Source organism: Micromonospora sp. NPDC023888 (assembly GCF_040639415.1).
Lineage (GTDB): Bacteria > Actinomycetota > Actinomycetes > Mycobacteriales > Micromonosporaceae > Micromonospora.
In genome coordinates this window covers 204,973-227,133 of the sequence record NZ_JBEZZW010000009.1, presented here as the reverse complement: position 1 = coordinate 227,133, position 22,161 = coordinate 204,973, and the positions used below count along the sequence as shown (strand labels likewise).

At 72.5% G+C, this 22,161-nt stretch carries 18 protein-coding genes; 9 read left to right on the top strand and 9 right to left on the bottom strand.

Annotated features, from left to right (window positions below; all coding sequences use genetic code 11):
- Positions 1–133: 133 nt before the first annotated feature.
- From AB0F61_RS11390 to AB0F61_RS11380, 3 genes are all read left to right on the top strand, one after another.
- A complete protein-coding gene (locus AB0F61_RS11390) occupies positions 134–2,686 on the top strand; it encodes a DUF4118 domain-containing protein (protein ID WP_357807116.1) in 2,553 nt (850 codons plus the stop codon).
- Positions 2,683–3,363 (top strand): response regulator, encoded by a 681-nt coding sequence (locus tag AB0F61_RS11385; protein WP_357807113.1) that lies wholly within the window; start codon positions 2,683–2,685, stop codon positions 3,361–3,363. Before AB0F61_RS11390 ends, AB0F61_RS11385 begins: the two co-directional genes overlap by 4 nt.
- A gap of 101 nt (positions 3,364–3,464) precedes the next feature.
- Positions 3,465–5,474 carry an FAD-dependent oxidoreductase gene (locus AB0F61_RS11380; protein WP_357807110.1) on the top strand — a complete coding sequence of 670 codons (2,010 nt, stop codon included), beginning with the start codon at positions 3,465–3,467 and terminating at the stop codon, positions 5,472–5,474.
- Positions 5,475–5,497: 23 nt separating this feature from the next.
- On the opposite strand, the gene AB0F61_RS11375 is transcribed toward AB0F61_RS11380, so the two are convergent.
- A complete protein-coding gene (locus AB0F61_RS11375; protein ID WP_357807108.1) occupies positions 5,498–6,460 on the bottom strand; it encodes an SDR family oxidoreductase in 963 nt (320 codons plus the stop codon).
- Between the two features lie 145 nt (positions 6,461–6,605).
- Here AB0F61_RS11375 and AB0F61_RS11370 point away from each other — a divergent pair, with 145 nt between their 5' ends.
- Positions 6,606–7,361 carry a dienelactone hydrolase family protein gene (locus AB0F61_RS11370; protein ID WP_357807105.1) on the top strand — a complete coding sequence of 252 codons (756 nt, stop codon included), beginning with the start codon at positions 6,606–6,608 and terminating at the stop codon, positions 7,359–7,361.
- A 19-nt stretch (positions 7,362–7,380) separates the two neighbouring features.
- Here AB0F61_RS11370 and AB0F61_RS11365 read toward each other — a convergent pair whose 3' ends face one another.
- The 8 genes from AB0F61_RS11365 to AB0F61_RS11330 all read right to left on the bottom strand — a co-directional run bounded on the left by AB0F61_RS11365 (position 7,381) and on the right by AB0F61_RS11330 (position 14,517).
- Entirely contained in the window at positions 7,381–8,493 is a 1,113-nt protein-coding gene (locus AB0F61_RS11365) for an L-dopachrome tautomerase-related protein (protein ID WP_357807102.1), read from the bottom strand.
- 85 nt (positions 8,494–8,578) lie between these two features.
- Positions 8,579–9,460: an SMP-30/gluconolactonase/LRE family protein gene (locus AB0F61_RS11360; protein WP_357807097.1), complete on the bottom strand. Its 882-nt coding sequence runs from the start codon at positions 9,458–9,460 to the stop codon at positions 8,579–8,581.
- A 20-nt stretch (positions 9,461–9,480) separates the two neighbouring features.
- On the bottom strand, positions 9,481–10,422 hold the full coding sequence (locus AB0F61_RS11355; protein ID WP_357807095.1) for a sugar kinase: 942 nt from the start codon (positions 10,420–10,422) through the stop codon (positions 9,481–9,483).
- Positions 10,419–11,039: a bifunctional 4-hydroxy-2-oxoglutarate aldolase/2-dehydro-3-deoxy-phosphogluconate aldolase gene (locus AB0F61_RS11350; RefSeq protein WP_357807093.1), complete on the bottom strand. Its 621-nt coding sequence runs from the start codon at positions 11,037–11,039 to the stop codon at positions 10,419–10,421. Before AB0F61_RS11350 ends, AB0F61_RS11355 begins: the two co-directional genes overlap by 4 nt.
- Before the next feature lie 11 nt (positions 11,040–11,050).
- The gene (locus AB0F61_RS11345) at positions 11,051–11,890 is read right to left on the bottom strand and encodes a hypothetical protein (protein ID WP_357807091.1); all 840 of its coding nucleotides are present in this window, start codon (positions 11,888–11,890) and stop codon (positions 11,051–11,053) included.
- Positions 11,884–13,029 carry a galactonate dehydratase gene (gene dgoD / locus AB0F61_RS11340; RefSeq protein ID WP_357807088.1) on the bottom strand — a complete coding sequence of 382 codons (1,146 nt, stop codon included), beginning with the start codon at positions 13,027–13,029 and terminating at the stop codon, positions 11,884–11,886. The genes AB0F61_RS11345 and dgoD overlap by 7 nt, the downstream gene beginning before the upstream one ends.
- Positions 13,026–13,736, bottom strand: a complete 711-nt coding sequence (locus tag AB0F61_RS11335) for an FCD domain-containing protein (RefSeq protein WP_355027210.1) — start codon at positions 13,734–13,736, stop codon at positions 13,026–13,028. Before AB0F61_RS11335 ends, dgoD begins: the two co-directional genes overlap by 4 nt.
- A 34-nt stretch (positions 13,737–13,770) precedes the next feature.
- Positions 13,771–14,517, bottom strand: coding sequence for an SDR family oxidoreductase (locus AB0F61_RS11330; RefSeq protein WP_357807085.1), 747 nt, complete (start codon positions 14,515–14,517; stop codon positions 13,771–13,773).
- A 159-nt stretch (positions 14,518–14,676) separates the two neighbouring features.
- On the opposite strand from AB0F61_RS11330, the gene AB0F61_RS11325 reads away from it, so the two are divergent.
- From AB0F61_RS11325 to AB0F61_RS11305, 5 genes are read left to right on the top strand one after another with little or no spacing between them, the layout of a single operon-like run.
- On the top strand, positions 14,677–15,972 hold the full coding sequence (locus tag AB0F61_RS11325; protein WP_357807082.1) for an extracellular solute-binding protein: 1,296 nt from the start codon (positions 14,677–14,679) through the stop codon (positions 15,970–15,972).
- A gap of 1 nt (position 15,973) precedes the next feature.
- A complete protein-coding gene (locus AB0F61_RS11320) occupies positions 15,974–16,891 on the top strand; it encodes a sugar ABC transporter permease (protein WP_357807079.1) in 918 nt (305 codons plus the stop codon).
- On the top strand, positions 16,891–17,712 hold the full coding sequence (locus AB0F61_RS11315; RefSeq protein ID WP_357807077.1) for a carbohydrate ABC transporter permease: 822 nt from the start codon (positions 16,891–16,893) through the stop codon (positions 17,710–17,712). The genes AB0F61_RS11320 and AB0F61_RS11315 overlap by 1 nt, the downstream gene beginning before the upstream one ends.
- A complete protein-coding gene (locus AB0F61_RS11310) occupies positions 17,709–19,796 on the top strand; it encodes an alpha-galactosidase (RefSeq protein WP_357807074.1) in 2,088 nt (695 codons plus the stop codon). Before AB0F61_RS11315 ends, AB0F61_RS11310 begins: the two co-directional genes overlap by 4 nt.
- Positions 19,797–19,842: 46 nt before the next feature.
- Positions 19,843–22,056, top strand: a complete 2,214-nt coding sequence (locus AB0F61_RS11305) for a glycoside hydrolase family 27 protein (protein WP_357807072.1) — start codon at positions 19,843–19,845, stop codon at positions 22,054–22,056.
- Positions 22,057–22,161 lie beyond the last annotated feature (105 nt).

The window sequence follows — 22,161 nt, the reverse complement described above, 5'->3', positions numbered from 1 at the left end:
AGATCGACCTCAGCAAGCTCAAGCCGAGCAGCACGTTGCGTCAGTCCTTCGATTTCAAGTCGCAGACCGGCCTCATCGGTGGCGTCGACCGGCACGGCCCCGCCCGCCGACCTGACCAGGGAGGATGGTCCCCGTGCCACGCGGAGAACTGCGCATCTATCTCGGGGCCGCCCCCGGCGTCGGCAAGACGTACGCCATGTTGGAGGAGGCCCAGCGGCGGGCCGCCCGGGGCACCGACGTGGTGATCGGCTTCGTGGAGACCCACGGCCGCCAGCACACCGCAGCGATGCTCGGCGACCTGGAACAGGTGCCCCGCCGCACCATGGACTACCGCGGCGCGGAGTTCACCGAGATGGACCTGGACGCGGTGCTGGCCCGCCGGCCCGAGATCGCGATCGTCGACGAGTTGGCGCACACGAACGTGCCCGGTTCCCGGCACGACAAGCGCTGGCAGGACGTCCAGGAGCTGCTCGACGCGGGGATCGACGTGCTGTCCACGGTCAACGTGCAGCACCTGGAGTCGGTGAACGACGTCGTCGCCCAGATCACCGGCACCACCCAACGGGAGACCGTGCCGGACGAGATCGTCCGCGCCGCCGAACAGGTCGAGCTTGTCGACATGACCCCCGAGGCGCTGCGCCGGCGGATGGCGCACGGCAACATCTACCGACCCGACAAGATCGACGCCGCGCTGGGCAACTACTTCCGGGTCGGCAACCTCACCGCGCTGCGCGAGCTTGCGCTGCTCTGGCTGGCCGACAAGGTCGACGAGCAGCTCGACCGCTACCGCAGCCAGCAGGGCATCGCCGCCACCTGGGAGGCCCGGGAACGGGTCGTGGTCGCGTTGACCGGCGGCCCGGAGGGCGAGACGCTGATCCGCCGGGCGGCCCGGGTCGCGGCCCGCAGCAAGGGCGCCGACCTGCTCGCCGTGCATGTGGCCCGCAGCGACGGCCTGGCCGGCGCGGACCCGGCCCAGCTCGCCCGCCAGCGGGTCCTCGTGGAGAGCCTGGGCGGCACCTACCACCAGGTGCTCGGCACCGACGTGCCGGCCGCGCTGCTCGACTTCGCCCAGGGCGTGAACGCCACCCAGTTGGTGCTCGGCGCGAGCCGGCGCGGTCGCCTCGCGCAGATCTTCGCCCGGGGGGTCGGGGTCACCACCACCGCGCTCTCCGGCTCGATCGACGTGCACCTGGTCACCCACAAGCAGGCCGGCAAGGGACGTCGGGCGGCGGCCGTGCCGGCGGCGCTGTCCCGGCGTCGACGGCTGCTCGGCTTCGGCCTGGCCGTGCTGGGCATGCCGCTGCTCACAGTGCTGCTGAAGGCCCTGCCCGACCTGACGCTGACCAACGACATCCTGCTGTTCCTCGCCGGGGTCGTCGGGGTCGCGCTTGTCGGCGGGGTGTGGCCGGCGCTGGTCGCCGCGCTCGGCGGGTCGCTGCTGCTCAACTGGTTCTTCACCCCGCCGTACCGGACGCTGACCATCGCCGAGGCCGACAACCTGCTCGCTTTGGCCGTCTTCGTCGGTGTGGCGTTGGCGGTGAGCTGGATCGTGGACGTGGCCGCCCGTCGCACCCGGGAGGCCGCGCGGGCCGCCGCCGACGCGCAGACCCTCGCCGCCGTCGCCGGTGGCGTGCTGCGCGGCGAGCGCCCCCTGCCCGCCCTGCTGGACCAGCTCCGCGAAACGTTCGGGCTGCGCGCCGTGAGTGTGTTGGAGCTGGCCGAGGAGGCAGGTGGGCGTCCGGATCGGGCCCGCGAGGAGCGCGCCTGGTGTGTGGTGGCCAGCGTCGGTGAGCAGCCGGCCTGCACTCCCGACGGCGGTGAGACGGCGGTGCCGGTCGACGAGCGGATCACCGTCGTGCTCAGCGGCCGGCGGCTGGAGGCCGCCGACCGGCGGATCGTCGAGGCGTTCGCCGCGCAGGCCGCCGTCGCGCTGCGCCAGGAACGACTCGCCGAGGAGGCCGCCACCGCCCGGCCCCTCGCGGCCGCGGACCGGATGCGCACCGCGCTGCTCGCCGCGGTCAGCCACGACCTGCGTACGCCACTGGCGTCGGCGAAGGCCGCCGTGACGAGCCTGCGCAGCCACGACATCGAATTCGACGAGTCCGACCGCGAGGAGTTGCTGGAGACCGCCGAGGAGTCGCTCGACCGGCTCGCCCGGCTGGTCGGCAACCTGCTGGACATGAGCCGACTCCAGGCCGGCGTCCTCGGCATCACGGCCACCGCGATCGGCCTGGAGGACGCCGTACCCCTGGCGTTGGACGAACTTGGCCCGGCGGCCGCGACCGTCGGCACGGACATCCCGGCCGACCTGCCGGCCGCCACCGCCGACCCGGGCCTGCTGGAACGGGTGCTCGTCAACATCGTCGCCAACGCGCTGCGCTACAGCCCGCCCGACCAGCCGCCCACCATCACCGCCAGCGCGCACGCCGGCCAGGTGGAGCTGCGGGTGATCGACCGGGGGCCGGGCATCCCGGAGGACCAGTGGGAGCACGTCTTCCTGCCGTTCCAACGCCTCGGTGACCGGGACAACCAGACCGGTGTCGGTCTCGGGCTCGCCCTGTCCCGGGGGTTGGCCGAGGCGATGGGTGGCAGCATCACCCCGGAGACCACCCCCGGCGGTGGGCTCACCATGGTGTTGCGGCTGCCGGCCGCCGCGCAGACCAGCTCGGAGGGGCCGCAGGAATGACCCGCATCCTGGTCGTCGACGACGAACCGCAGATCCTGCGCGCCCTACGGATCAACCTGCGTGCCCGCCGGTACGACGTGGACGTCGCCGACACCGGGGCCGCCGCGCTGAAGGCCGCCGCCAGCCACCCGCCCGACCTGGTGGTGCTTGACCTGGGCCTGCCCGACATCGACGGGGTGGAGGTGATCCGCGGCCTGCGCGGCTGGACCAGCGTGCCGATCATCGTGCTCTCCGGCCGGGCCGGCAGTGAGGACAAGGTCGCCGCGCTCGACGCCGGTGCCGACGACTACGTCACCAAACCGTTCGGGGTGGAGGAGCTGCTGGCCCGCATCCGCGCGGTGACCCGCCGCCTCGGCGGCCCCAGCGAGGCGGTGCCGGCGCTGCGGATCGGCCAGCACACCGTCGACCTGGCCGACCACAGCGTCCGGCGCGACGACGGCACCGAGGTCAAGCTGACCCCCATCCAGTGGAGCGTGCTGGAGAAACTGCTGCGCCACCCCGGCAAGCTGGTCAGCCAGCGTCAGCTCCTCCAGGACGTGTGGGGGCCGGAATACCAGAACGAGACCAACTACCTGCGGCAGTACCTGGCCCAGTTGCGGCGCAAGCTGGAGGACGACCCGGCCCGCCCCCGCCACCTCATCACCGAGCCGGGAATGGGCTACCGCTACCGCCCCTGACCCGTTGACACCCGCCGGCAGAGATTGAAGAATTTCTGTCTGCAGTGGCAGCGGCGTGCTTCTGTAACCGTCCCTTTCCGGTTACCCCTCGGGAGCCCGCCGTGTCCCTGCCCCTGTCCCGTCGTCGGCTGCTGACCGCCGGCGGCGCCGGCCTCGTCCTGGCCGGCCTCAACGACCCGTTCCGGGCCGGCCCCGCCCGCGCCGCCGTCACCACCGCCGACCTGGTCGTCTACGGCGCCACCTCCGGTGGGTTGGCCGCCGCGATCACCATGCGCCGGCTCGGCCGCACCGCGGTGGTGGTGGAGCCCACCGGCCACGTCGGCGGGCTGAGCACCGCCGGGCTGGGCGCCACCGACACCGGCGTCCAGGCGTCCATCGGCGGGCTCGCCGCCGAGTTCTACCGCCGGGTGTACGTGAAGTACCACGGCGGAACCCTCACGCCGACCTCGCCGCTACGGATGACCTTCGAACCGCACGTCGCCGCCGACGTCTTCGCCGACCTGCTGGCCGAGGCGGGCGTGCCGGTGATCATCGACGCCCGGCTGAGCGGCGTCGGCCGCAGCGGCAATCGGATCACCGAGTTGCGCACCGAGGACGGGTCGATCTACCGGGGTGGGGTGTTCGTCGACGCCACCTACGAGGGTGACCTGCTGGCCATGGCCGGGGTGGGGTTCACCGTCGGGCGGGAGTCCAACGACACGTACGGCGAGACGATCAACGGGGTGCAGTCCGGCAACACCCACCAGTTCGCCTACCCGGTCGACCCGTACGTGACGGCCGGCTCGCCCGCCAGCGGCCTGTTGCCGGGCATCTCCGCCACGCCGCTGGCCCCACGCGGCAGCGCCGACGACCGGATCCAGGCGTACTGCTTCCGGATGTGCCTGACCCAGGCGGCCAACCGGATCCCGTTCGGCAAGCCCTCCGGTTACGACCCGATCCGGTACGAGCTGCTGCTGCGCCACATCCAGGCCGGTTACACCGGGCCGTACTTCACCACCCACTCGGTCGGCGGCGGCAAGACCGACTCCAACAACAACGGCGCGGTCTCCACCGACCACATCGGCTTCAACCACGCGTACCCGACGGCGAGCTGGGCGGCGCGGGAGAGCATCATCGCCGAGCACCGCACCTACCAGCAGGGGCTGATGTGGTTCCTGTCCAACGACCCCCGGCTGCCGGCGTCGGTCCGCGACTCGACCGCCAGGTGGGGGCTGCCGGTCGACGAGTTCACCGGCACCGGCGGCTGGCCGCCGCTGCTCTACATCCGGGAGGCCCGCCGGATGGTCTCCGCTTACGTGGTGACCGAGGCCGACTGCCGGGGCCGGGTACGCGCCACCGACTCGGTGGGCCTGGCCAGCTACACGATGGACTCGCACAACTGCCAGCGGGTGGTGGTCGACGGTCGGGTGCGCAACGAGGGGGACGTGCAGATCGGTGTGCCGGCCCCCTACCCGGTGAGCTACCGGGCGATCGTGCCGCACCAGGCGCAGTGCGCCAACCTGCTGGTGCCGGTCTGCCTCTCGTCGAGCCACATCGCGTACGGCTCGATCCGGATGGAACCGGTGTTCATGATCCTCGGGCAGGCGGCGGCCACCGCGGCGTCGCTGGCCCTCGCCGGGAACCTCCCCGTGCAGGAGGTGCCCGTGCCCACCCTCCAGACCCGGTTGCGGCAGGACGGCGCAGTCCTGGAGTGGGGCTCGACCGACGAGGTGATCCTGGACAACGCGGCGGCCAACGGGATCACCCGGGCCGGGACGTGGCTGCGCAGCACAAGTGTCGGCGGTTTCTACGGCCCGGACTACGAGCACGACGGCAACACCGCCAAGGGCGTCAACCGGCTGCGGTTCCGCCCGACGCTGCCGGCCTCCGGGTCCTGGACTGTGCAGTTGCGCTGGACCGCCAACCCGAACCGGGCGACGAACGTGCCGGTGGACATCGAACACTCCGGTGGGCTGGTCACCCGCACTGTGGACCAGCGGCAGGCCGGCGGCCAGTGGGTGCCGTTGGGGACCTACCCGTTCACGGCGGGCAGCGGCGGGAGCGTGCTGATCCGCACCGAGGACACCGACGGCCACGTGGTCGCCGACGCGGTGCGCTTCGTCCGGGCCTGACCGCCGGCGCGAGCGTACGCCGGTCAGTTGCCCGGGTACTCGACGCCCACCAGCCGCTCGGAGACGGTCCACAGCCGGGCGGCGTCCTCGGTGCTGCGCGCCGAGCGGTAGACGGCCAGCTCTGTCGGTTTGCCGGTGAACTGCCCCAGCCCGTCCGGGCCGTAGAACCGGCCGCCCCGCGCCTGCGGGCTCGTGGCCGCGTAGAGGGCGGGGAGCAGCCCGGCGTCCACCGAGTGCACCAGGATGCCCCAGCGGGCCAGTCGGCTCAGCACCGCGTGGTGCGCCGAGGGTCGGTTGCGGCCCAGGTTGGGGCCGGACGCGTAGAGATTGGTCATGGTGGTGCCCGGATGGGCGACGTTGCTGACGATGCCCCAGCCGCCGGCCCGACTGCGCCTGTCGAGTTCCAGCCCGAAGTGCAGGGTGGCCAGCTTGGAGGTGTTGTACGCCCGGATCGCCGCGTACCGGCGGGTGCTCTGCAGGTCGTCCCAGTCGAGCCGGCCGGAACGGGCGGCGCTGCTCGACATGGTGGTGACCCGGGCGCGGCCGGCCCGCAGCAGCGGCAGCAGCCGCCCGTTCAGCGCGAAGTGGCCGAGGTGGTTGGTACCGAGTTGCAGCTCGAAGCCCTCGGCGGTGGCGTGCCGGGTGGGAGGTGTCATCACGCCCGCATTGTTGATCATGATGTGGATCGGTCGGCCCTCGCCGAGCAGCGTGTCGGCAAGCGCGGCCACCGAGTCCAACGAGGCGAGGTCCAGCTCCCGGGTCGAGACGACGGCACCCGGCGCGGCGGCCCGGACGGTCTCCAGCGCGGCGGCCCCCTTGGCCGGGTTGCGGACCGGCAGCACCACCTCAGCGCCGGCACGCGCCAGCCGGGTGGCCAGGCCGAGGCCCAGTCCGTCGCTGCCGCCGGTCACGACAGCGAGCTTTCCAGTCAGGTCCGGAACGGTCAGATCGAGCACAACAACTCCCAGGTCGGTGGTGTCCGTCATCGGTCACGGCCAAGCGTGGACCGGTCGCCGACCGCCACCCAGGGTCGTCTTGTCCAGGGATCGACAGTCCCCGGGTGTCGGACCGGGCCGGCCGCCTGGCGAGTAGCGTTCCTGACGATCAAGGAATTTCGGACGAGGAGGCACAGTGCGGACGACGACGGTGGACATCCCGACCGACGACGGAGTCGCGGACGCGTCGATGACCCGGCCGGACGGCAACGGCCCCTTCCCGGCGGTGCTGCTCTTCATGGACGCCTTCGGGCCGCGCCCGCGCCTGGTCGAGATGGCGGAACGGATCGCCGCCCGGGGCTACCTGGTGCTGACGCCCCACCTGTTCTACCGGGCCGGGCGGGCACCGCTGTTCGACCTGTCCCGACTCGCTGAGGCAGATCAGCGCGCCGCGCTCTTCGAGAAGATCATGCCGTTGGTCGGAGTGTTGACCCCCGACGTGATCAACCGGGACACCGCCGCGTACCTCGACTTCCTGGCCGCCCGCGACGACGTCCGGCCAGGCCCGGTCGCGATCACCGGCTACTGCATGGGCGGCACGAACGGGCTGCGGGCCATCGAGGCGCACCCGGACCGCATCGCCGCGCTGGCGAGCTTCCACGGCGGTCGGATCGTCACCGACGCGCCGGACAGCCCGCACCTGGGCGTCGGCTCGATCACCGGCGAGCTGTACTTCGGGCACGCCGACGCCGACCAGTCGATGACCCCCGAGCAGATCGCCACGCTGGAGAAGACGCTCGACGCCGCCGGCGTGCGCTACCGCTCCGAGGTCTACGAGGGCGCCCACCACGGCTTCACCATGGCCGACACCCCCGCCTACGACGAGCAGGCCACCGAACGGCACTGGGCGGCCCTGTTCGACCTCCTGGACCGCGCCCTGCCGACGAGCTGACCGCGGACGTCCCGCCTGCTCAGCGGCGCAGCAGCACCGGGCCGGCGTCGATGCGGGTGCGGAACAGCGCGTACGGCTTGCGCCGCAGGTCCTTGCCCCGCTGGTACTGCGCCTGCCGGTGCAGCTGGTTGGCGGTGACGTAGAGGTACCCGTCGGCGGCCACCGACATGGTGTCCGGCCAGAGCAGCCGCGGGTCGTGGACCACTGTCTCGTACTCGCCGTTCGGCAGCCGGCGCAGCACCGCGTTGTGCTCGTACGCGGTGAGGTAGAGCCGCCCCGCGTCGTCGCTCTCCAACCCGTCCGAGGCGCTGCCCCGGTCGCCCTCGTCGACGACTGTCGCGGCGACCGCCTCCTGGGTGACGCCCGGGTCGGCAAGCGCCTCGGTGGAGACGCTGTACAGGCGTCGCGACGCCAGCGGGCAGTAGTACAGTCGGTCGCCGTCGGCCGAGATGGCGATGCTGTCGGAGCCCATGCTCACCGGCTTCGGCGGCCCGTCCGGCGGACGTTGGAGGAACGGCCGGCCCTCGACCACCGGCCGGAACGTCGCCAGTGGCTCCGCCTTGGTGGACGGGTGGTCGTGCAGCCGCCGCCAGGAGGCGCCGCTTGCCAGGTCCACCACGATGATGCCGTTCGGCCCGGAGTCCGCCGAGTCGGTGATGTAAGCGACTCCCGCCTCGCCCCGCCGCAGGTCGAAGCGGACGTCGTTGAGATACGTCGTCGGCAGCGCCACGTCGGTCGGGAAGGTGATCACCTGGGCGACCGTGTCGGTGTCCAGGTCGATCCGGACCAGCTTCGGCCCACCCGGCTTCGTGGGCTGGAACATCGGGCTGCCGGTGTCCAACACCCAGAGCCGGTCGGCCGGGTCCACCACGATGCTCTGCACCGACACGAACGCGCCAGCGTCGTCGTCGCCGGACGGGTCGTTCCACGCCTGGTCGGGGTACGGCACCTCCCGGCCGTCGCGCAGCTCCACGACGGTGGCCGGCACCTCGTCACCCCATTTCGGGAAGTTGACGAAGATCCGGCCCCGGTGCGAGACGCTCACCCCGGTCGGCATCGGGCCGGTGAAGGTGTGCACCAGCTCCAGTTCGCCAACCGGTTCGTCGCCGACCGGCCCGTTCACGACATCCACCCCGTGCTGCTCACCGTTCGCCTCCTGCCGGTCGGTAACGCGCTCCGGTGCGGTTGTTCCCTCCCTGGCGTCCGATATGCCTCCGTCAGCTCAACGGTGCGGCGGCGTACGCGGCGGGCAGGCCGGGGACCTCGACGTCCACCGCGAGCAGCGCGCCGTCCTGCGGACCCGCGGTGTCCAACCCGACCCGTGCCGTGCCGATGAACAGTCGGCGCAGGCCAGGGCCGCCCAGGCAGATGCCGGCGGGCTGCTTCGCCGGCAGCCGGATCTCCCGGTCGAGGGTGCCGTCGGGCCGGTAGCGGCGGACCGCCGAGCCGCCCCAGAACGCGACCCAGAGGTGGCCGGCCGCGTCGACGGTCATGCCGTCGGGACCTCCGTCGTCGGGGGAGAGCCGCAGGAACGGCTCCCGCCCGTGCAGGTCACCGGTGCCCGGGTCGACGGTGAACCTGTCGATCGCGCCAAGCGGTGTGTCGGCCAGGTACATGGTGGTGCCGGTGGCGTCGAACGCCGGCCCGTTCGGGATGGTCAGCCCGGTCACCGCGGGCACCGGTGCCGCGCCCGGGGTGAGCCGGTACAGCGTGCCCCCGCCGGGGACCGCCGCGTACGTCATGCTGCCGGCCCAGAAGTTTCCGTGCGGGTCGGCGACCGCGTCGTTCATCCGGGTCGGCTCGGGCGCGTCACCGACCAGGTCGGCGACCGGTCGGGGGTCGCCACCGGCGGGCAGCACCGTGAGGCCGGTCCCGGCGGCGGCGAGCCAGTCGCCGGGTCGGTCGGCCACCGGGGCGACCGCGCCGAGGGGTACGTCGAGGTGGCGCACCTCCCGCAGCGGACCCGGCGCGTCGCCGCCGGTCTCCAGCAGCCGGCCGGCCAGCAGGTCGACGAGGACCAGACGATCGTCGACCCAGCGCAGGCCCTCGCCCAGCTCCAGCCGGTCGGTGCTCCAGACGGTCGGTTCGGTCAGCTCCATGGTGCTCCTCCAAAGGATCGTCAGCGGACCGTACCGCCCGGGCCGTGGTCGAGCAGCGTCAGCTCGGCCCGGTCGGGCAGGCCCTCCCAGTCGCCCCGGGTGGCCACCGCGAACGCGCCGGTGATGACCGCCCGGTCCAGCCGGGTTGGCGCGTCGGCACCGTCGAGCCAACCGGAGAGCAGCCCGGCCACGAACGCGTCGCCCGCGCCGACGGTGTCCACCACCGGCACGGTACGGGCGGGACGGTGCACCGTGCCGGTCGCGCGGTGGCTGGTCGCCCCGTCGGCGCCGTGCTTGACCACGACCTCGGTCACGCCGGCCGAAAGCAGCGCCGCGACCGGGTCGGACGCGTCGGTCAGCACGGCCAACTCGTCGTCGGAGGCGACCACCAGGTCGATCGAGGGCAGCAGCGGTCGCAGCGCGTCGGCGGCCTCGGCGACCGACCAGAGCCGTTGCCGGTGGTTGACGTCCAGGCAGACGGTGGTGCCGGCGGCCCGGGCGCGCCGCACGGCCGCCACCACCGCCTGGTACGGCTCGACGCCGAGCGCGCAGGTGATGCCTGTGACGTGCAGCAGCCGGGGTGGCGATCCGGGAGCGTCGAAGGCACCTGTCACGTCGGCGGGGCGCAGCCGGGAGCCCGCGGAGCCCGCGCGGTGGTAGGTGACCCGGTTGATGTCGGCGACCCGGTTCTCGAAGAGGATCAGCCCGGTGGGCGCGCTCGGGTCGACCCGGGACCAGGTCAGGTCGACACCCTCGGCGCGCAGCGTACGGCGGACCAGTTCGCCTGGCTCGTCGGCACCGGTGACCCCGACCCAGGCGGCCCGGTGGCCGAGCCGGGCCAGCCCGATGGCCACAGTCGACTCGGCCCCGGCGACGGAGATCCCGGCGGTGCCGCCCAGCCGCAGTGGGCCGCTGCTGCGGAAGGCCGCCATCGTCTCGCCGAGGGTGAGCAGGTCGATCACCGCTGGACCGCCGTGCGGAAGGTGGCCGCGCGCTCCCGTAGCGCCGACAGGTCGCCGCCCCGGACGGCGTCACCGAGCAGCGGCGAGCCGACGCCCACCGCGACCGCGCCCCGGTCGAGGTAACGCCGCGCGCCCTCCGCGTCGACCCCGCCGACCGGCACGAACGCGGTGCCGGGGAACGGGTCCCGCAGCGCGCCGAGGTAGTCGGGCCCACCGAGGGAGGCCGGGAAGAGCTTGACGGCGGTGGCCCCGGCACTGCCGGCCTGCACCACCTCGGTGGGGGTGAGCGCTCCGGCGAGCACCGGCAGCCCGAGCCGGCCACCCTCGGCGAGGCTCGGCGCGAGCGCCGGGGTGACCAGGAAGCCGGCACCCGCGTCGGCGGCGGCCCGGGCGTCGTCGGCGGTGAGCACGGTGCCCGCGCCCAGGGCGTAGTCCGCCCCGAGGGCGGCCCGAGCCCGGCGGATGATGCCGAGCGCGTCGGCACTTGTCAGCGAGACCTCGACCAGGGCGACGCCGCTCTCGGCCAGGGTGAGTACGGCGGTCAGCGCGGCGGCCGGGTCCGGGCCGCGCACGATGGCCAGCAGCCGGTGGGTACGCAGCTCGTGGAGCAGGTTCATCGCGGGTGTCCTCAGTGGATGCGGTGGGCGGAGATGGTGAGTCGCCAGGTGACCTCACCGGTGGGCGGTACGACCGCCGCGTCGGCGGGGCCGGCGTCGGTCAGGTCGAAGGCCGCGCCGAGCATCGGTTCGACGCCGACGCTGCGGTAGGGGCCGTCGGCCGGCCAGCCGCCCAGGTTGCGCCAGAGGGCGGTGCTGCGGGGCTGGCCCGCGCACTCCAGCTCCAGGGTCAGCCGGTCGACGCCGTCGGTCACCTGGACCCGTGGGCAGTCGAGCAGCACCGCGCCGAGCGCGGTCCCGTCGTCCGGGCCGAGAGTGTCGAACGTCAGCCCGGCGGGGGCCGGCCACTCCCCGGTGAGCCACGGGGCGTCGGTGGGCCAGGTGCCCGACGGCAGGAGCGCGGCGGCCTCCGGGTGCAGCCGGGTGGGCGTGCCGGCGGGCGCGTCGAGACGGGCCGCGGGGGAGAGGTCGAGCAGGGCGTGCGCGGCCCAGACGAACCGGTGACCGGGGTCGGCGGACAGTCGGTAGTCGGCCACCACCACGCCGCCGTCGTCGGTGATCCGGCGGGTCAGCACGAACGTCGGGCGCTCGATGACAACGGTGCCGGGGCCGGCGTCGCGCCACGGGCGGGACCACACCTCGCCGTGGTCGGGCCGACCGCGCACGGTAGGTAGGCACTCCTCCAGCCCGCCGGCGTCGACGAACGCGTCGTCGGGGCGTACCTCGTGGCGGCCGGGTTCCGGGCCGCGCCAGAGCCATTCCCGCCCGCCGCCGTGCAGGCTGGTCCACCGGCCGCCGTGCGCGGCGTCGTACGCCACGCGCAGCGGCACCGGAGTCGCGCCGGTCACCATTCGGCGAACGACCCGTCGGCGTGCTGCCAGACCGGGTTGCGCCAGGTGTGCGGTGTCTGCGCGGCCTTGCGGACGGCCGCCTCGTCCACGGTGATGCCCAGGCCGGGTCGGTCGAGGCGGGCGATGTGCCCGTCCACGAACCGGAACGGCTCCGGGTCGACCAGGTAGTCGAGCAACTCGGAGCCGACGTTGTAGTGGATGCCGATGCTCTGCTCCTGGATCAGGAAGTTCGGCGTCGCGAAGGCCACCTGGAGGCTGGCCGCCAGGGAGATCGGGCCGAGTGGGCAGTGCGGGGCGAGCAGCGCGCCGTACGTCTCGGCCAGCGCGGCGATCCGGCGGACCTCGGAGATCCCGCCGGCGTGCGACAGGTCGGGCTGGACCACTGTCACCCCGGCCTGCAACGGGCCGAGGAACTCGGAGCGGCCGTAGAGCCGTTCGCCGGTGGCCACCGGGATCGGTGTGCTGGCGACGATGTCGCGCAGGTGGTGGGCCTGGTCGGGGAGGACCGGCTCCTCCACGAAGAACGGGCGCAGGGGGGCCAGCTCGGGCAGGATCCGGCGTACCGCGGCCAGCCCGGCCCGACCGTGGAAGTCGAGCGCGATGTCCCGGTCGGGGCCGAGTACCTCGCGGGCGGCGGCGACCCGGCCGATCACCTCGTCCACCTCGGCGGAGGTGGGGATGGGGGAGAGTCGCCCGCACGCGTTCATCTTGACGCCGGTGAGACCGGCGGCGATCTGCGCGGCGGCGGCGTCGGCAACCTCGGCGGGCTCGTCCCCGCCGATCCAGGAGTAGATCCGCACCTTCTCGCGCACCGGGCCACCGAGGAGCGCGTGCACCGGCGCGCCGTACGCCTGCCCGGCGATGTCCCAGAGTGCCTGGTCGAGGCCGGCGACCGCGCTGGAGAGGATCGGGCCGCCCCGATAGAAGCCGCCCTTGGTGAGCACCTGCCAGTGCTGCTCGATCCGCAGGGGATCGGCGCCGATCAGGTATTCGGCGAGCACCTCGACGGCGCTGCGCACCACCTCGGCGCGCCCCTCCACCACCGGTTCACCCCAGCCGACCAGCCCGTCGTCGGTCTCCACCCGGCAGAACAACCACCGTGGCGCGACCAGGAAGGTCTCGATGCGCTCGATCTTCACTGACTGCCCCTTCGTCCCCGTGCCTTCTCGACGTCGCGGACGGCCTTGTCCAGCAACTCACGCATGGCGGTCTCGGCCGCCGTCTCGTTCCGCTCGCGCAGCGCGTCGACGACGGCACGGTGGCTGGGCACCGGGTCGTCGTGCGCGGCGCCGCCGTGGACCAGGCGGTCCCGTTCGGCGAGCCCGGTCTCCATCACCACCTCCATCCGTTCCAGCAGCTCGTTGTGCGTGGCGGTGAGCAGCGCGCGGTGGAAGGCGAGGTCGGCGGCGACGGCGGCGGCGGGATCACCGTCGGCCTCGGCCATCTCGGCAAGTGCCTGGTCGAGGGCGGCCAGGTCGTCCTCGGTCGCCCGGGTAGCGGCCAGCCTCGCCGCGGCCGGCTCGATGATCGCCCGCACCTCGTGCAGCTTTTCGAGCAGGCGCTCGTCGGGGCCCTCGGCGAACTGCCAGCGGATCACGTCGCCGTCGAGCAGGTTCCAGTCGGCGCGGGGCCGGACGAACGTGCCGCGTTTCTGCCGGGCGTCGACGATGCCCTTGGCCGAGAGGACCTTCAGCGCCTCGCGGAGCGCGGTCAGGCTGACGTCGAACTCCTCCTGGAGGGCGACGATGTTCAGGGTCGCGCCGGCAGGGATCTCACCGGTGAGGATGCGACGGGCGATCGCTTCGACGGTCTGCCCGTGGACGCCGCGGCGTGCGTACTGTGCCAATGCTCCTGGCCTCTTCGCTTGTCGGGTCGATCTCTCAGGCCGAGGCTTTCACCGCTGTCCATCCACCGTCCACCACGAGGCTCGCGCCGGTGATGTAGGCGGCGTCCGGTGAGACGAGGAAGGCGACGGTCGAGGCCACCTCGTCCGGGGTGCCGAAGCGTTTCGCCACTGTCTCGTTGACGCTGCGTTCGCGGTCCTCTTCGGACACCTCGTCCCAGGCGGCGGTGAGGATCGGGCCGGGCAGCACGGTGTTGACCCGCACCTGTGGGCCGTACTCCACGGCGAGTTGGCGGCCGAGCGCGACCAGGCCACCCTTGGCGGCGGCGTACGCGGGGCGGCCGGGCAACCCGACGAGCGCGTGCACCGAGGAGATCAGCACCACCGCGCCGGAGCGGGCCCGCAGGTCGTCCAGGCAGGCGCGGACGCCGAGGAACGCGCCGGTGAGGCTGACGCCGAGTTGTTGGTCCCAGGACTGCCGACTGGTCTCGTGGGCCGGGGCGACCCGCACGGCGTACGCGGTGTTGACCAGGATGTCGATCGGGCCGAGGCTGGCGCGTACCGCGGAGACCGCGGCCGCCCAGTCGCTCTCCTCGCTGACATCGGCCACTACGGACAGTGCTCGTCCGCCGTTAGCGGTCAGTTCGTCGGCAAGCGGGGTCGGGTCGTGCACGTCGAGCAGCGCGACGGCTGCGCCCTCGGCGGCGAGCCGCCGGGCCGTAGCGGCGCCGATCCCGCCCATCGCACCGGTGACCAGCGCGTTCATGCCTTCAAGCCGGCGCATAAGCTGATCCACCTGACCCTCGTTTTGATCTCAACTAACCATTAATTACGAAGATATCTTGACAGCCGGCGACGTCCGATGCAACCGTCTCGTCACAGCATTCACATGGACGACACACTGCGCGGTGACGCTACGTGTCGTAGAGGAAGGGATACCTCCGTGAGCGACTTCGACCCCGGTCGCCGGCGATTCCTTGGCCATCTCGGGCTCGCCGGCCTGGGTGCCCTCGGCGCCAGCTCGTTCCTCAGCGCATGCGCCAGCTCCGCCAGCGGACCGACGACGAGCGGCGGCTCGGGCGCGGTCACCATCCAGTCCAACCTCTCCTCGCCGCAGGCCAAGGCCGCGATGGAGAAGCTGATCGAGAACTTCAACGCGCAGGGCAAGGGCCGGGCGAGCCTCAACACGATCGCGTCGGAGACCTTCCGGACCCAACTGCCGACGTACCTGACCTCGGCGAACCCGCCGGACCTCTACACCTGGTACGCGGGCTCGGTCGCCAACGACTACGCCAGCAAGAACCTGTTGCTGGACGTCTCCGACGTGTGGAAGTCGCTCGGCGACTACCCCCAGTCGCTGCGCACCCTCTCCACCGACGCCAGCGGCAAGCAGGTCTTCGTGCCGATGAACAACTACTGGTGGGGCTTCTTCTACCGCAAGTCCAACTTCGCCAAGTGGGGCGTGCAGGAGCCCAAGACCTGGACCGAGTTCCTGGCGGTCTGCGAGACGCTGAAGAGCAAGGGCGTTCCGCCGATCGGCATCGGTCTCGGCGACACCCCCTGGGTCGCCTCGGCCTGGTTCGACTACCTCAACATCCGGATCAACGGCGCGCCGTTCCACCGCGAGCTGCTCGCCGGCAAGCAGCGCTTCGACGACCCGAAGGTCAAGGCGGTCTTCACCCGCTGGCGCGAGGCCCTGCCCTACTTCGACCCCAAGGGCAAGGCGTACCCGTTCCAGGAGGCCACCACCGCGCTGCTGGCCGGCAAGACCGGCATGTTCCTGATCGGCACGTTCTTCGCCGACGCCGCACCCAAGGACGCCCTCGGTGACCTGGACTTCTTCCGGTTCCCGATCATCGACCCGGCGGTGCCGTTGGCCGAGGAGGCCCCCACGGACGGCTTCTTCGCCAGCGCGAAGACCGCCAACCCGACCGGCACCCGGGCCCTGCTCAGCTACCTCTCCGGGGTCGAGGCCCAGGAGGCGTACGTCAAGGCCAGCTCCGGCATCGTGCTGCCGGCCAACCCGAAGGCCAAGGCGTCCGACTCGCCGCTCGTGGTCAAGGGCAAGGCGATGCTCGACGAGGCCAAGGAGCTGACCCAGTTCTTCAACCGCGACTCCAGCGACGCGCTCCAGCCGACCGCGGACACCGCGCTCACCAAGTTCATCGACAAGCCGGACCAGATCGACGCGATCCTGCGGGAGTGGCAGGCCGGCGCCGAGAAGGTCTTCAAGGGCTGACGTGACAGCAACGATCTCCACGACTTCGGTCACCCCCACCCGGCGGCGGCGACGGTCGGCTCGACTGTCGCCGCTGCTGGTGGCGTTCGTCCTGGTGCCGTTCGCGGTCGAGAGCATCTGGGTGTTCTGGCCGGCGCTCCAGGGCTTCTGGTTCTCGCTCACCCGCTGGGACGGGATGTCGTCGCCGGCCTTCGTCGGCACCGACAACTACGTCGAGCTGGCCGGTGACGCCACCTTCCGCGGTGCGCTCGTCAACACCGTGATCTGGCTTGTCCTCTTCGGTGGCCTGTCCGTGCTGGGCGGCTTCGGCATGGCGCTGGTCCTGCAGAAGGAGCGGCGGGGGGTCGGCTTCTACCGGGCCGCGCTGTTCACCCCTGTGGTGTTCTCGCTCGTGGTGACGGCACTTGTCTGGCGGGTGTTCTACCAGCCCGACGGCATCGCCGACACGCTGCTGCGGGCCGTCGGGCTGGAGAGCCTGATCCGGCCCTGGCTCGCCGACCCGCAGACCGCCCTGTACGCGGTGATCCTGCCCGCGCTGTGGCGGCAGATCGGCTACGTGATGGTGCTGTTCCTGGCCGGGTTGAAGGCGATCGACCCGGCGCTGCACGAGGCGGCCCGGATGGACGGCGCCAACTCCTGGCAGCGGCTGCGGCACGTCACGATCCCCCAGCTCAAGGGGGTCAACGCCGTGGTGCTGTCGGTCATCGTGATCGACTCGCTGCGCTCGTTCGACATCGTCTGGTCGTTGACCAAGGGCGGGCCGTACCACTCGTCGGAGCTGCTCAGCACCTACATGTACTCGACCGCGTTCCAGAGCCTGCGGCTGGGCTACGCCTCGGCCATCGCCGTCGTGATCTTCGTGCTCGCGCTGGCCGTCATCCTCGGCTACCTGGTCCGCGCGTTCCGGGAGGAAGCCTGATGAACAAGCTCCGTACCGGGGCCTTCCACACCGGCATGATCCTGCTCTCGCTGCTGTGGCTCGGGCCGGTGATCTGGGTCGTGGTGATGTCCACCCGGTCGTTCGACGACATCGCCGCGCACGGCGTGGGCAGCCTGCCCCGGTCGTTCACCCTCGACACCTACCGGCAGGCCTGGACCGACGGCGGCGAACTGCGCGCGCTGATCAACAGCATGCTTGTCACCGTCCCGTCGGTGGCGTTGAGCCTCGGGCTCGCGGCGATGGCCGCGTTCGCGCTGAGCCGCTTCCGGATCCCGGGCCGGCGCACGATCCTGCTGCTGATGCTCGCCGGCAACCTGCTGCCACCGCAGATCCTGCTCATCCCGGTGGCCAAGTTCAGCGAGCTGACCGGCATGTACGACACGCTCTGGGCGTTGATCGCGGTGCAGGTCGGCTTCGGGCTCGGCTTCTACACCTTCGTCCTGCACGGTTTCATGCGGGACCTGCCGGGCGAGATCCAGGAGGCGGCCACCATCGACGGCGCCGGCACGGCGCAGATCTTCACGAAGGTGATGCTGCCGCTGACCCGACCCGCGCTGGCCGCCCTCGGCGCGTTGTCGTTCACCTGGATCTTCAACGATCTGCTCTGGGCGATCACCGTGTTGCGGACCGACGACCACATGCCTGTCACCCCGGCGCTGCTCGGCCTCCAGGGGCAGTTCGTCTCGTCCTGGAACGTCATCGCCGCCGGCACGGTCATCGCGGCCGTCCCCACCGTCGCGGTCTTCCTGCGCTTCCAACGGCACTTCGTCTCCGGCCTGGCGCTCGGAGCGGTCAAGTGACCGCCGGGACGCCGCAGCGCTGGACGCTGCGCGGCACGCACACCGAGTACACGGTGACGGTGCCGGCGCACGGCCGCTGGCTGGAACTTGTCGCGTGGGGGCCGCACGGCGTCTCCGACGGACCGTCGCCGGTCGCCTACGACGGCCCGGTGCCGTTCCTCACCGCCGGGGACGCCGCCCCCATCGAGTACGCCACCGACGCCGACCGTCCGTTCACCGGCGCGGACCTGGTGGTGGAGACCCTGGACGGGAAGCGCCGGGTGGGCTTCGTGCACAGCGAGGCGCGGATCGACGCCGACCAGCGGGAGCTGGCCGTCGACTTCGCCGACCCGGTGACCGGGCTGCGTGCCACGGTGCACTACCGGATGCCCACCGGCACCGACGTGGTGCAACGGTGGGTCGAGCTGAGCAACGACGGCGCCGACCCCCTGCGGGTGGTCCGGGCCGGATCGGGCGGGTTCTGCGTACCGACGCCGCACGGGGCGCTGCTCAGCCACCAGTGGGGGCAGTGGTCGCAGGAGTTCCAACTCGCCCACGTCGAGCTGGGCCACGGCACGTTCGGCATCGGCAGCTCCCAGGGCGTACCCGGGCACCTGCACGTGCCCTGGCTGGCCGTGCGGGACACCGCCGACCCGGCCGGCGCGGCCTGGGGGATGGCGTTGGCCTGGACCGGCTCGTGGGAGATCAGCGCCGAACGGGACACCGGCGGGCTGACCCGGGTGCGGGCCGGCCGCCAACTGGTCGACGGCCCGCTGGACCTGGCCCCCGGCGAGCGGCTGACCCTGCCGACGGTAACCGGCGCGTACAGCCCGGACGGCCTGGACGGGCTGGCCCGGGTCTGGCACACCCACCAGCGGCTGCTCGCCGCCGACCGGCTCACCCCCCGCCCGGTGCTCTACAACTCCTGGGAGGCCACCTACTTCGCCGTCGAGGCGCAGAGTCAGTTGGCGCTCGCCCGGATCGCCGCCGAGCTGGGCGTGGAGACGTTCGTGGTGGACGACGGCTGGTTCGTCGGCCGGAACGACGACACGGCCGGGCTGGGGGACTGGACGCCCGACCCGGCGAAGTTCCCGGCCGGGTTCGACGCGTTCATCGCCGACGTCCGCGCACTCGGGCTGAACTTCGGGCTCTGGGTCGAGCCGGAGTGCGTCAACCCGAAGTCGACCCTGTGCGCCGAGCACCCGGAGTGGGTCTACGCCGTCGACGGGCGGCCGCTCACCCCGGTCCGCAACCAGTACCTGCTGGACCTGGGCCGGCCGGAGGTCGCCGAGTTCGTCCACTCCACTGTGGATGGGCTGCTTCGCCGCTACGACATCGACTACCTGAAGTGGGACTTCAACCGGCCGCGTACCGAACCGGGCCGGCCCGGCGGGGTCGGCCCGCTCGACCTGGACGGCGCGCACGTCGCCAACCTGCACCGGATCTACGAGCGGCTGCGCCGGGACCACCCCGGCGTGCTGATCGAGGCGTGTGCCGGCGGCGGCGGGCGGACCGACCTGGCGATGGCCGCCCGCGCGGACGTCTTCTGGCCCAGCGACAACACCGGCCCACTGGACCGGCTGGCCATCCAGTACGGCTTCCTGCACGCCAACGCCCCACACCTGCTCAGCTCCTGGGTCACCGACGCGCCGGGAATGTTCGACAACCGCCCCCGCTCGCTGGCGTTCCGGTTCGTCCTCGCGATGGCCGGCGTGCTCGGCGTCGGCGCGGACATCCGAGCCTGGACCCCCGCCGAGCGGGCCGAGGCGGCCGACTGGATCGCCCGCTACAAGGAGATCCGGGACGTCGTCACGCACGGCGAGGTGCATCTGATCGGCGGCCCCGACCAGGCCCGCTGCGCGGTGCAGTACACCGCTGCGGACCAGCGCCGGGTGGTCGTCCTGGCCTGGCACACCGGCCGGCTCGACGGGACCGGCCTGCTCCCGTCCCGTCCGGTCCGGCTGCCCCTGCGCGGCCTCGACCCGGCGGCCCGCTACTCCCACGGCGACCGCCACTACTCCGGTAGCCACCTGGGCGCGGTCGGCCTGCCCGTGCAGTGGAGCGCGACCCACGACGCCGACCTCATCGTGCTGACCCGCGACTGAGGGCGGAGCACCACCACCCCCACCCCCGAGGGACAGGAGTACCTCCATGCGCCTGAACCGACCGCTGACCGCGGCCCTGGCCGTGCTCGGCCTGGGCCTGGCCAGCCCCACGCCGGCGATGGCCGGCCCTCCGCTGGCCGGCCCCCCGCAAGCTGGTCACGGTCCCGGTCGCCCCGGCCACACGCCGGCCGGCGCCGGGGCCGAGGACCAGGGCGCGCCCACGTTCTTCGACAGTGGGCTCGCCCCGACGCCCTACCAGGGCTGGAACACCTACTTCGGCCTCGGTGGCGACCCCACCGAGGCCGAAGTCAGGTCCGTCACCGACCACATGGTCAGCAGCGGCCTGCGCGACGCCGGCTACACCTACGTCTGGATCGACGGCAACTGGGCCGCGCCCACCCCGCGTAACGAGGCCGGCCAACTCGTCGCGGACCCGGCCCGTTTTCCGGGCGGAATGGCCGCGCTTGCCGCGTACATCCACAGCAAGGGCATGAAGGCCGGCATCTACACCGACGCCGGCCCGTACCTGCCGGGCCAGTGCGGGTTGGGCAGCAACGGCCACTACCAGGCCGACATCGCCCAGTTCGCCGGCTGGGGCTTCGACGCGCTCAAGGCCGACTGGCTCTGCGGCCGGGCCGCCGGCCTCGACCCGGAAGCCACCTTCCGCGAGCTGGCCGAGGCGGTACGCCAGTCACCCCGGCCGATGCTGCTCAACATCTGCAACCCGGTCAGCTCCGACTGGGGCGGCGGCCCGTACACCCCGGAACAGCTCTCCACCTGGAGCTACACGTACGCGCCGACCATCGCCGACTCGTGGCGGACGTACACCGACGTGGGGCTCACCGACCCCAGCCCGCAGTGGGCGTACCCGTGGGTGCTGCGCAACATGGACGTCAACGCGTACCACCCGGCGGCCGCCGGGCCGGGGCACTACAACGACCCGGACTACCTCCTGCCGATGCGCCCGCTGCCCGACGGCGGGTACGAGCTGAGCCTGGAGGAGTCCAAGACGCAGCTCGGCATGTGGGCCATCATGGCCGCGCCGCTGGTGATCGGCTCCGACCCGCGCGGCCTGCCGAAGGAGATGATCTCGGCGTTGACCAACCCGGAGATCGTCGCGGTGGACCAGGACCCGCTGGTCCGGCAGGGCGTCAAGGTCGCCGACACCGGCACCGACGCGCAGGTGTGGAGCAAGGTGCTCACCGGGCCCGGCAAGCGGGCCGTCGCGCTGCTCAACCGGCACGACACCGCCCAGCAGATCACTGTCACCTTCGCCGACGTCGCGCTCGGCGGGTCGGTACGCGTCCGTGACCTGTGGACCCGCGCCGACGTGGACGCCCAACCCGGCACCGCCGGTATCCAACCGTTCACCGGCTCGTACACCGTCGAGGTGCCGGCGCACGGGGTGGCGATGCTCGGTCTGACCGGCACCGACCAGGTCGCCGGCACCAACCTTGGCGGCACCGCCAGCGCCAGCCCCGCGCTGGTCCGGGTGGACGACACCCACGCCACCGCCTTCGTCCGCAACGCCTCCGGCGCGCTGGCGATGAACACCCGCTCCGGCGCGACCTGGGGCACCGGCTGGACCTCGCTCGGCGGCCCGGTCGGCGGCCGGATCCTCGGCCAACCCTCCGCGTACGCCTCCGCCGGTGGGCGGCTCGACGTCTTCGTGCGCGGCACCGACAACGCGGCCTGGCAGCGCAGTTTCACCGCCGGGAAGTGGGGACCGTGGCGCAGCCTCGGTGGCACGCTCACCGACGCGCCCACCGTGGCCTGGACCAGCCCGACCCAGTGGACCCTGGTGGCGCGCGGCGCCGACGGCAAGCTCTGGTCGCGTACGCCCAGCACCGGCTGGGCGGGTGTCGGCGCGCCCGAGAACCGGCCGTTCTACGGTCGGCCGAGCGCCGTCGTCGACGACGCGGGCGTGTTGCACGTGGCGGTCCGCAGCCGCACCGACGAGGTGTGGTGGAGCAGCCGGACCGGCACCACCTGGTCGGCGTGGACCAACCTGGGCGGCACCACGAGCGGCAGCCCGACGTTGCTCGCCACGGCGGGGCGCGTCTACCTGTTCTCGCTGGCCGCCGACAACCGCCTCTGGCAGCGCAACCTGACCGATGGCGCCTGGGGCGGCTGGTTCCAGCGGGGTGAGTTCGCCACCGACGCGTTCCGAGGCGCACCGGGGGCCGCCGCCGGCGCCAACGGCAGCGCCTGGCTGGCGGTACGCGGCGTGGACGACCGGGTGCACCAGATCGTCCTCTGATCCACGGTGGCGGGCCGTCGTCGGGCGGCCCGCCACCCCGCACCATCCCCGGCCTGCTCGGGCCGCGTCGACTCCCGCATCTTCGGCGGATCGGTCGGGTCGGGC

Coding starts and splice junctions, on each gene's coding strand:
- AB0F61_RS11330 (WP_357807085.1), bottom strand. CDS start 14,517: ATGCGCCGGCTTGAAGGCATGAACGCGCTGGTCACCGGTGCGATGGGC.
- AB0F61_RS11345 (WP_357807091.1), bottom strand. CDS start 11,890: ATGGTGACCGGCGCGACTCCGGTGCCGCTGCGCGTGGCGTACGACGCC.
- AB0F61_RS11350 (WP_357807093.1), bottom strand. CDS start 11,039: ATGAACCTGCTCCACGAGCTGCGTACCCACCGGCTGCTGGCCATCGTG.
- AB0F61_RS11315 (WP_357807077.1), top strand. CDS start 16,891: ATGAACAAGCTCCGTACCGGGGCCTTCCACACCGGCATGATCCTGCTC.
- AB0F61_RS11360 (WP_357807097.1), bottom strand. CDS start 9,460: ATGGAGCTGACCGAACCGACCGTCTGGAGCACCGACCGGCTGGAGCTG.
- AB0F61_RS11305 (WP_357807072.1), top strand. CDS start 19,843: ATGCGCCTGAACCGACCGCTGACCGCGGCCCTGGCCGTGCTCGGCCTG.
- AB0F61_RS11375 (WP_357807108.1), bottom strand. CDS start 6,460: ATGACGGACACCACCGACCTGGGAGTTGTTGTGCTCGATCTGACCGTT.
- AB0F61_RS11385 (WP_357807113.1), top strand. CDS start 2,683: ATGACCCGCATCCTGGTCGTCGACGACGAACCGCAGATCCTGCGCGCC.